Raw genomic sequence first — 11,159 nt, 5'->3', positions numbered from 1 at the left:
TTACTTTATTGACTCTGTTAAATAACATCAGGATCAAATACTGAACATAGTGCACCCCATAGCGTCTGAGCAGCAGCACGTTTCATTAAATCTTCATTACATACCGTCTTTTCATCGACACATCGATTAACAACACGATAGTAAAGCCGCTTCTCAACAGGTGCAAAATAACGAACTTCAGCATCTTTTTCCTTCGCAGCAATATCACCCATACGAGGCGCAATAGAAAGTTGACGATAAGATGAACGATCAAGTACTCGACCATTAGCCCGAGCTTTTACAATCCAATCCTCAAAATCCTGCAAAGACACAGAATGCCACTTAAACCGCATACCCGAAAAACCATCACCACTATAATTTGCTGAGGCTCCTTTGAATACTCCTTGCTCTTCAGCGACCAAATGCAACTTAGCATTCATCTGCGGCATAGCGTAAAGAACTGTACCCAATTTGGGAACCCAAAAAGCATTGACAGAATTCTCTGACGTCAATTGCAATAAAACTTGACGTCCTTCAGGCGCATAAATCTCATTAATCGATGCAACACCGTATTCAGGATAAATAAAAAGCCATTTCCAATCAAGAGCAACAGCATCAATCTGTAATGGCTTTCCTTCACCTACAACTTCCACTGGAAGAGGATTTGTAGGTTCAAGCTTATAGGTATAATAAGCTGTTAATGAACCTAAAACCATTACAATTACAACTGGAATACCCCACATCAATGCTTCAATTTTATTTGAATGTGCCCAATCAGGAGAATAGTCCGCTTTCATATTCGATGCACGATATTTTATAGCTAAAAATACCACACTCACCATAACTGGGATAACAATACAAAGCATCACCACCACACAAACAACGATCAAAATGAGCTGTTGACGTGCAACATAACCTGATGGCTGCATAACATCAATTTTACAACCAGACAAAAGCAGTGCTCCCCCTAAAATCACAAGCATTTCTAATTGTCTAACAAAGCTTTTCATCTCTATTTACCCCCGTCATACGCACTAAAAACTGTCATAAATATATACCTCACATTGTACAGATTTGAAAATAATTATCAAGAGAATTAAATGCCTATATTACTCTTATTAAACGCTTACTCTTTACCTATCACAATTTAATTGTTTTGCTTAATTGTTTTGCAATATACTCAAGTGCAAACCGATATCCATCACCTCCACACCCAGTTATAATAGCGTCTACACCTGCAGATGTATAAGAATGGTGACGAAAAGCTTCACGCTGATAAATATGAGATAAATGAACTTCTACTTTCGGCCCTGAAAACATTTTTAGGGCATCAAGAAGTGCAACAGATGTATGACTGTAAGCCGCTGGGTTAATGATCAATCCAGAACTTGCCTCTATTGCTTCTTGTATCCATGCCACTAATTGCCCTTCATAGTTACTTTGATAAAAATTTATTATAATATCATTTTTTTTTGCCCATTCTCTGCATCTTTTTTCAATATCTTCTAGAGTTTCAGTTCCATAAATTTCTGGCTCACGTTGACCTAGAAAATTTAAATTAGGACCATTTAAAATCGTTATTATCTCTGACATAGCAAGCCTTTTCTTTCAGACCTATCACTTATTAAAAAAATATTTAGCATGTTTTTACGGCAATAAAGCTCCATCCTTAATCTCAAAGAATTCTGCGCGTCCTTTTAAGTCATCAAATAAAAGACGATCTGTTCCTGTCATAAATGTTTGTACAGCTAAATCATCAAGAATATCAAATAGAGCAGCACGTCGATGCGAATCAAGATGGGCAGCCATTTCATCAAGAAGAAGAATGGGAGATCTTTCCGACATCATACCTGTTAGACGTGCATGACACAAAACTAAACCTGTTAGCAGCGCTTTTTGTTCACCTGTTGAACAAGATGTTGCTGCTCTATTTTTATCAGCATAAAAAACCTGCAAATCTGCACGATGTGGTCCTTCTAACGTCCGACCAGCAGCACGATCCATTGCGCGATTATGCCGCAATCGATCACAAAATTGTTCTTCAACTTCAGTTGCTGATATTTCACTAAGAGCTGTTTCTAAAAAACCATCAATTTGCAAAAAAGCTCGTGGAAAAGGTATCTGTGAGGGCATTTGTGTAAACATGTCATTTAAAAGACGAATAACATCAACACGCGCCGCAGAAATAGCTGTCGCCAATTCTGCCATTTGCTTTTCTAAAGCATCAAACCAAGCACAATCTTCATTTCCATCTAAAAACAAACGATTACGTGCGCGCATAGCTCTATCATAATCGGCTATGCGGCGCCTATGCAAGGGATCAATCGCCAAAACCATACGGTCCAAAAAACTACGGCGCTCAAGTGAAGGACCTGTAAAAAGACCATCCATAGACGGTGTTAGGACACTAATATGACAATAATCTGTTAGGCAATCACTCGACTCATTCACACCATTAATATGGACCTTTCGACTGTTATCGCTAACCTCAAAAGCTGTACCAATCTTTACTTCACCATAAAGAGCGCATTCAAGACGCGCAAATACAACAAATCCTCCACCACCACCATCTACAAAACTAACGTCAGAATAAACAGCACGCCGCAAACCACGACCAGGAGAAAGAAAAGATAACGCCTCTAAAAGATTCGTCTTACCAGCACCATTATGGCCAGTAAAAACCACATGCTGACCAGAAAAATGAATATTGAAAAAAGAATAATTGCGATAACGTAAAAGCTTCAGCTGCCTCACTGCCACTTTGTGCACATGACTGGCCATGCATTGCAAAACAACTGCCCCTAAACGCGAATAGGCATCAGTACATAGAGCACATCCGCATCATCATTATCACGAATCAGAGCTGGTGCTCCAGCCTCAGCCAACATAAAAACCATCTCATCACTTGAAAGCTGCCCAGCAATATCCAAAAGATAACGTGAATTAAATCCTATCTCAAGCGGTTCAGATGCATAAGTTACTGATAATTGATCTTCTGCACTGCCCGAATCTGGGCTATTAACAACAAGCCTTAACTGTCCATGCTCAATCGTTAATTTAACTGCACGCCCCCGATCACTTGAAATCGTTGAAACACGATCAACTGCAGAAGAAAAGTCCTGCCTATTAACAATTAATTCTTTATCATTTCCAAGAGGGATAACACGTTGATAATCTGGAAATGTTCCATCAATTAATTTTGATGTAAAAATCACAGAGCCTATAGAAAAACGAATTTTTGTCTCCGAAAGCTCTATACATACATCGCTATCATTTTCTTCTGAAAGAAGTTTTTGCAATTCTCCTACAGCTTTACGGGGAATAATAACACCAGGCATTCCCTCAACTCCCGAAGGAGCTTCCATCTCAACTTGTGCCAAACGATGACCATCAGTTGCAACCAAACGCAATTTCAAAACACCATCATTAATAATATGGAAATAAATACCATTAAGATAATAACGGGTTTCTTCAGTAGAAATGGCAAATTGTGTACAATCAAGTAAATGTTTTAAGCCTGATGCCGATAAAGAAAAACGATAACCAAACTGCCCAGGAAGTGACTCTGGAAAGTCTGACTTCGGAAGACATTGAAGCTGAAAATGTGCACACCCCGAAACCACGGACATTGTACCTGCTTGATTCTCATCGACGGACAATACAACTTCATTGCTATCAGGAAGTTTTCGAATGATATCATAGAGCAAATGTGCCGGAACAGTTGTTGCTCCAGCTTGTTTAACATTAACTGCAAAAGATTCCATAACCTCTAAATCAAGGTCTGTTGCTTTTAACTGTACACGGCCATTTTCTGCATCAATCAACACATTCGATAAAATAGGAACAGTATTACGGCGCTCTACCACTCGGTGAACCCGACCAAGAGACTTGAGAAATTGACTGCGATCAACTGTAATCCGCATAAAAGCCCCGTATGATTTACTAAAAACTATAAGAATTCCTTAGAATTAAAGAATAGATCCCTTTAGAGAATCGCCTGCTAGAGTTTATTAAACCTCTCTTAAAATGGCAAGTCACTCCTGCATAAGAAAAAATAAATCTTTTCATTAAATTCTTTAAAGTCTCTCCAAAGAAAGAAACGATAAACACTATACAGCCTGTTCTCCAATCAACCGCTTAAGCAACTCAAGTTCCTTAGCCAAGGTCTGATCACCACAAACCAAATCTTCAATTTTACGCACAGCGTGTAAAACTGTTGTATGATCACGCCCACCAAAACGGCGCCCAATTTCTGGTAATGAGCGAGGAGTTAATACTTTTGCTAAATACATTGCAACTTGCCGTGGCTTCACAACCGTACGTGTTCGACGATTAGATAACAAGTCCTGTTTAGAAACATTATAATGGCGTGCTACCGTACGCTGAATTTCTTCAATCCGAATACGCTTAGGTTCACCAGGACGTGTCAAATGACCTAATAACTCATCAATCCGCTCTAAAGATAAATCAGACTCAAAAGATTGACGAAACAAGAGCTGATTAAACGCACCTTCAATATCACGCCCCGACCCTAAAACCGTTTTCGCAATATATTCCAAGATATCATCAGAAATTGATACCATGCCATCATCTTGTTGTGCCACCTTCAACCGCTGGCGCAACATTTGCAAACGCATTTCATAATCTGGTGCTTCAATTTCAAGAGCTACCCCTCCCTGAAGACGAGAGCGAACGCGAAGATCAAGCGATTCTAATTCTGCTGGTGGACGATCTGCAGCGACAACAACCTGTTTTGCACTATCAAGCAACATATTAAGCAAATGGCAAAACTCATGTTGTATCGACTTACCCTGCAAAAACTGCATATCATCAATAATCAAAAGGTCGATATCACGAAGCTGTTCTTTAAAAGAAAGAGCATCATTATCACGAATAGCTGTTGCAAAACGCCACATAAAATATTCAGCAGTTAAATAAATAACGCGCGCAGACGTTAAACGCTTCAATGCAGAAGCAGCAATCGCTTGAAGCAAATGTGTTTTTCCTAAGCCAACAGATGCGTGAATAAAAAGAGGATTAAAACGTAAGGCACTTTTATGCCCCTCTGCAATGGAACGCGCAGCTGCTAAAGCAACACGATTAGAAGCCCCCTCAACAAAACTTTCAAAAGTATAGCGAGAATCAAGTGGAGATCCAAAAACTCCCGTTTGAGAATTCTTAACTGAATGCTCTGCGCAACTTTCAACAAAAGATGAAGTCGCCTGCTCCTCTAGCACAACAGGAGGAACACTTCTTTTACAAACGACATCTCTTGAAACGCGTTCCATACCACGAACAATAACTTCAACACGAAGAATTGCTGAATTCTCTTGTTTCCATAAATGAGTCAAAAGAGAACCATAGTGATTATTAATCCATGAACGTAAAAAAGCAGTAGGAACAGAAAGTTTTACAAGAGTATGACTATATTCAGCAAGCTTCACACGTCCAAACCAACTGGTATAAGCCTCAACACCAACCTGCACCTTTAATTGCGCCATAACACGTATAAAAGCCGCCGCACTTTCCTCCTCTGAAACAATAGAATGCCCTATAGAAGCATTTCTACAAACGTTCTCATCACTTTCCGTCATCCTATTCTTTATTATGTTCTCTGCCGACAGGATATTTACCGAAACCCTTTTAAAGGAACTAGCTTTAGAGTTCAATTTATCCACCATCTTCCATCCTGATAAAAATAAAATTTTGTCCTGCCAAACAACTAAAATAAATCTAGCGAAGGCAAAACGCCCTACCCCAAATAAGATTACTCACCCTCCCCTAGGATAGCCTCATCACAACCCTACTAACAAAGATGACCAATAAGATTTACTTGCACTCATGATATGACCCACCCTTCTAAAATGGTAAACATATCCATTAAGAAAACTAAAAAACCGTCAGAAAACCTCTCCAACACAAAAGTTTCGAAAAGCCTAAATCAAAACATCTTGTATTCAACAAAATACAGAATAATGCGCTGATGTGACCCCTTCATGCTTCTTAGTCTTCATAAGAACCATACAAAACAGCAGAGGTAAAATGCAAGAGGTCAAAATAAAATCAAAAAACCCGAAAAAAATGCTTATATTAATGAGGACTGAAAAAAATATTGATTCAATTCATTTTTTTTCTCTAAATTTACCAATAATTAAAGAATCTCTTCAGATTTAAAAAAAAAAATAAAATGCTTGACAAAAAAGACTCTGTACAAATCCACAAAGCTTGTGGATAACCATACCTCCCCCTATAAACTTTCTCTCCTTTTTCAAGTGGAGAATCATTATCGATTCTTATTTTCAATAGAAACTTTTGAAATAATAAACAAAAAGCCAGCATCCTCATGGATACTGGCTTTGTTCTCAATTAAAGGAGAAAAAGCTTAAACGCTGAGAGCCTTCAAACGTTTAGCTAAACGCGATACTTTCCTCGCAGCAGCATTTTTATGAAAAACCCCTTTAGAAACTGCACGCATAATTTCAGGCTCAAAATTCTTAAATGCAATCTCTGCAGATGCCTTATCGCCACCCGCTAAAGCATCATCAAACTTACGTATAAAAGTACGAACGCGTGAACGGCGGGCCTTATTAACCTGTGCGCGCGCCGCAACCTTGCGCACCGCTTTTCGAGCAGAAGGTGTATTCGCCATAAATATAATCTCTCTTTCAACACCTTGGTAAAATAAGTCTCAATAACAACTCTACCAATATAAATAAATCCAACCCAAGCAAAACTATAAAGCTGCCTATAACCGTGTGGGTTATAGCGCAATCCTAAAGCTAACGTCAATTAGATTTTCAAAGATAGCCATAAAAAAACGAAGCCAAACTCTTTGATCCGCAACTTTATAGCTTAATAATAGATATTCCTTAACAAACAAAAGAATTTAAACGGCTAACTTACGCAAGACATATTGCAAAATTCCACCATGATGCAAATAATCTAGCTCATCTTCAGTATCAACACGGCATAATAATGGAACGGTTTTTACCGTACCATCAGAAAAAGTAATTTTCGCTACAGTCTTTTGACGAGGTTTCAAGTTATGAATCCCTTCAATTGTCACCTTTTCATCTCCCTTTAAGCCTAAAGATTTCCAACTTAGCCCCTCCTCAAAAACAAAAGGGACAATGCCCATACCAACAAGATTAGAGCGATGAATCCTTTCAAAAGACTGCACAATCACTGCTTTGACACCAAGAAGATTGGTCCCCTTGGCAGCCCAATCGCGAGATGATCCATTACCATATTCAATACCTGCAAAAACAACGAGTGGAATACCTTCTTGTTTATACGCCATTGCTGCATCGTAAATGGTTTGTTCTACCGCTGACGGATAATGAACCGTATAACCTCCTTCTCGACCATTTTCCCCTAACATGAAATTACGAATGCGAATATTGGCAAAGGTCCCACGCACCATAACTTCATGATTCCCACGACGCGTTCCATACTGATTAAAATCAGCCACTTTAACACCATGATCCATTAAATATTTTCCGGCAGGAGAAGCTGCTTTAATAGAACCAGCAGGAGAAATATGATCCGTCGTGATTTTATTACCAAATAAACCTAAAATCCGTGCATCTTTAATATCTGGTAAGATATCAGGTGTTTTCTGCATATCATCGAAATAAGGTGGATTGCGTACATAGGTGGATTGCTCATCCCAAGAATAGGTAGAACCCGTAGGAATCTGAACTTTTTGCCAATTTTCATCTCCCTTAAAAACATCTGCATACTTTTCGGCAAAAACCTTCCGCGTGACATTTTTTTCGATAAACTCCTGTATTTCTTGAGAAGTTGGCCAAATATCTCTCAAATAAATGGGGTGGCCATTTGAATCTTCACCTAGAGGCTCCTTGGTTAAATCTTTACACACCGTCCCGATGAGCGCATGTGCAACAACTAATGGTGGTGAAGCTAAATAATTCGCTTGCACATCAGGGGAAACACGCCCTTCAAAATTACGATTTCCTGAAAGAACCGCAGATGCAATTATACCATTGTCATTAATCGTTTTGGAAATAGCTGGATGCAAAGGACCAGAATTCCCAATACATGTTGTGCACCCAAATCCTACTAAGTTAAATCCTAATGCATCTAAATCTTTTTGCAGACCCGAATTTTGAAGGTAAGCTTCAACGACTTGTGAACCAGGTGCAAGAGAAGTTTTTACCCATGGTTTACTCTTAAGACCCTTTGCCACAGCATTTCGTGCCAAAAGACCCGCTGCAATAAGAACACTTGGATTCGATGTATTCGTACACGACGTAATCGCAGCGATCACCACATCACCGTGACCAAGCGTATATTCTTCACCCTCAACCTGATAACGCTTATCTTGTCCAGAAGTCTTCTTATAGTCTTCGACCAATGCCTTCTCAAAACCCTGCCCAACATTTTCCAATGCAATACGTCCTTCAGGACGTTTAGGACCAGCCATAGAAGGGACAACGGTTCCCATATCTAATTCAATTGTATCACTAAAAATGGGATGAGCCACCATTTCATCATGCCACATCCCTTGTGCTTTGGTGTAAGCCTCCACTAAGGCAATCCGACTTTCATCACGCCCTGTCATATTGAGATAACGCACTGTCTCCTTATCAATTGGGAAAAAACCACACGTTGCTCCATATTCAGGTGCCATATTTCCAATCGTTGCCCGATCAGCAAGCGTCATATGCTCCAAACCAGGACCAAAAAACTCAACAAATTTACCGACAACACCCTTCCGACGTAGCATTTGGGTCACCGTTAATACGAGATCGGTGGCTGTTACACCTTCCTTAAGTTTACCTGTTAGACGAAAACCAATCACTTCAGGTAACAACATAGAAACAGGTTGGCCTAACATTGCTGCTTCTGCTTCAATACCACCAACCCCCCAACCTAAAACCCCTAAACCATTTACCATAGTCGTATGCGAATCAGTTCCCACACAGGTGTCAGGATAAATCGTCTCACAGCCCTCTTCATTCTTCATCCATACACATTGTGCTAAATATTCTAAGTTAACCTGATGACAAATCCCTGTTCCTGGAGGAACAACGCGAAAATTTTGAAAGGCTTGTTGCCCCCATTTAAGGAAACGATAGCGTTCACCATTGCGTTCATATTCATGCTCAACGTTTTCCTTAAAAGCCATGGAATTGCCAAAAGCATCAACAATAACTGAGTGATCAATGATGAGATCAACGGGAATGAGAGGATTAATTTTTTCAGCGTTACCGCCAAGTTTAACCATAGCATCACGCATTGCAGAAAGATCAACAACTGCTGGAACACCTGTAAAATCCTGCATAAGAACACGTGCAGGACGGTAAGCAATTTCTGCCCCAGCGCTCCCTTTGTCGTTTAACCACTTAGCAACATTGAAGATATCCTCTTTTTTAACTGTGCGACCATCTTCGAATCGCAATAAATTTTCGAGAATAACTTTCATCGAAAACGGTAAACGAGAAACACCTTCAAGTCCGTTCTTCTCCGCTTCAATCAAGCTATAATAAGTATATTCTTTGCCACCAACATTTAATACTCTACGACAATTAAAGCTATCAATTTGAGTCATGACTGTCCACCCTCATACTATAACCACCCAATTTCCAGGAATGAACAACACAAACTACGAGTCAAGGTCGCAGCTTGAGCGCAGACGCAATTACCTCCGCCATCCATTTCCCCCTCCACCCTCTAGGCATAATGCGGAAATCAGCGCCAGAAACCATTTTACACCAGATATTGATGTAAGGTATCCCTTATAGAACTATTTCTAGAACTATTCTAGGTACAATTGCATAAAAAATGTGTTTTTTATTCTATAATGCAATAAAGAATATGAAAATAAAAACAAAATAGGCAATCACATGGTGTTATCAGGCAAAGATTTAGCCGCTTACAGAAACGAGGAAATTCTGTTTCAAGGTCTTTCTTTTTGTTTATTTTCACAGCAACTTATGACAATCACCGGTCCTAATGGTATCGGAAAGTCTACATTACTCCGAATCATTGTCGGTCTTCTTGAGGCTGCTGAAGGTCATATAATACTTAAAGACCATGATCAAATATACCCTGTTGCAACTGCTTGTCATTATCTTGGTCCTCAAAATGCTATGAAACCTCTCTTATCTGTCATTGATAATTTGCAATTTTGGGCAGACTTTTACGGTCAACATTTACGTTTTGCGCATGAAGCTCTTGCCGATATTGGTCTTTCTAACCTTGAACATTTACCCTTTAACGCCCTGTCAACTGGACAACAAAGACGCGTAGCTATTGCGCGCCTTTTGCTCTCCTATCGTCCTCTTTGGATTTTAGATGAACCAATATCTGGGCTTGATAACCATGCTCAAAAACTCCTTGCTCGTATTTTCCAGCGTCATCTCAATCAAGGAGGTATGATTATCGCTGCAACTCATAATTCCATAGGCATTCCAGAAAACCATAAAATCGCTCTGGAAAAATTTTTACCTCTCTAGGAGAGAATAAAATGAAAGCACTGTTCTGGCGTGATCTTAAACTATTATTAGCGCTACAAGCCACTTCACTAACAGGATTATTGTTTTTTATCGCTGTTGTTGTCATAACCCCCTTTGCCATTGGACCAGATCCCAAAACTCTTGCACAAATAGGACCAGGTATATTGTGGTTTGGAGCCCTTCTTGCAGGACTCCTCAATCTGAACAAACTTTTCCAAATCGATCGCGATGATGGTAATCTCGACCAATTTATCCTTTCAGGAAAAAGACAAAGTTTTACACTAATTGTCTTTACAAAATGTCTTGCCCATTGGGTAGGAACAATGCTTCCTCTTATTTTTGCCACACCTATTTTAGCCCTCATGCTCCATTTAGATGTAGTAATAACTTTTACAACAATACTTACCCTTTTATGCGGAACACCAGCTATTATTTTTATTGGTGCTATAGGCGCTGCACTCGCAACCTCATTGTTGCACAGTACTTTGCTTATTTTTATCATTATCTTGCCGTGGATCATTCCAATTATGATTTTTGGTGTTTCCGCTGCTACAGCCCCAATAAACCCAAATACCTCTTTTCTCACTTCTCTAGCTCTTCTCAGCGCTTTTTCACTTCTTTTGAGTCTCTTTAGCTCTTTTGTTGCTGCGATAACGCTTAAACTTTTATCAGAATAATAAAAGATGATTGCCGCATAGC

General features: G+C 39.5%; 9 protein-coding genes. 2 read left to right on the top strand and 7 right to left on the bottom strand.

Translation table 11 applies throughout. The annotated features are described in order from the left end of the window. Positions 1-17: 17 nt before the first annotated feature. The 7 genes from cyoA to acnA all read right to left on the bottom strand — a co-directional run bounded on the left by cyoA (position 18) and on the right by acnA (position 9,553). Positions 18-989 (bottom strand): ubiquinol oxidase subunit II, encoded by a 972-nt coding sequence (gene cyoA, locus ACFIMP_RS02240; RefSeq protein ID WP_375611432.1) that lies wholly within the window; start codon positions 987-989, stop codon positions 18-20. Positions 990-1,119: 130 nt separating this feature from the next. Continuing rightward, positions 1,120-1,572, bottom strand: coding sequence for a type II 3-dehydroquinate dehydratase (aroQ, locus tag ACFIMP_RS02235; protein ID WP_375611431.1), 453 nt, complete (start codon positions 1,570-1,572; stop codon positions 1,120-1,122). A 54-nt stretch (positions 1,573-1,626) separates the two neighbouring features. Beyond that, positions 1,627-2,760 (bottom strand): DNA replication/repair protein RecF, encoded by a 1,134-nt coding sequence (recF, locus tag ACFIMP_RS02230; RefSeq protein ID WP_375611469.1) that lies wholly within the window; start codon positions 2,758-2,760, stop codon positions 1,627-1,629. Positions 2,761-2,780: 20 nt separating this feature from the next. Then, positions 2,781-3,902: a DNA polymerase III subunit beta gene (dnaN, locus tag ACFIMP_RS02225; RefSeq protein ID WP_375685949.1), complete on the bottom strand. Its 1,122-nt coding sequence runs from the start codon at positions 3,900-3,902 to the stop codon at positions 2,781-2,783. A 186-nt stretch (positions 3,903-4,088) separates the two neighbouring features. Further along, entirely contained in the window at positions 4,089-5,660 is a 1,572-nt protein-coding gene (gene dnaA / locus ACFIMP_RS02220) for a chromosomal replication initiator protein DnaA (protein ID WP_375611430.1), read from the bottom strand. 701 nt (positions 5,661-6,361) lie between these two features. Then, positions 6,362-6,628, bottom strand: coding sequence for a 30S ribosomal protein S20 (gene rpsT, locus ACFIMP_RS02215; RefSeq protein WP_375612830.1), 267 nt, complete (start codon positions 6,626-6,628; stop codon positions 6,362-6,364). 237 nt (positions 6,629-6,865) lie between these two features. Continuing rightward, positions 6,866-9,553, bottom strand: coding sequence for an aconitate hydratase AcnA (gene acnA, locus ACFIMP_RS02210; RefSeq protein ID WP_375685948.1), 2,688 nt, complete (start codon positions 9,551-9,553; stop codon positions 6,866-6,868). Positions 9,554-9,848: 295 nt separating this feature from the next. Here acnA and ccmA point away from each other — a divergent pair, with 295 nt between their 5' ends. Together ccmA and ccmB are read left to right on the top strand one after the other, a co-directional pair. Next, on the top strand, positions 9,849-10,460 hold the full coding sequence (gene ccmA, locus ACFIMP_RS02205; RefSeq protein ID WP_375611428.1) for a heme ABC exporter ATP-binding protein CcmA: 612 nt from the start codon (positions 9,849-9,851) through the stop codon (positions 10,458-10,460). A gap of 11 nt (positions 10,461-10,471) precedes the next feature. Then, on the top strand, positions 10,472-11,137 hold the full coding sequence (ccmB, locus tag ACFIMP_RS02200) for a heme exporter protein CcmB (protein ID WP_375611427.1): 666 nt from the start codon (positions 10,472-10,474) through the stop codon (positions 11,135-11,137). The last annotated feature ends 22 nt before the right edge of the window (positions 11,138-11,159 follow it).

This window comes from Bartonella sp. AP65SXKL, from assembly GCF_042195725.1.
Lineage (GTDB): Bacteria > Pseudomonadota > Alphaproteobacteria > Rhizobiales > Rhizobiaceae > Bartonella.
This window is presented reverse-complemented; position numbering and strand designations above follow the sequence as displayed.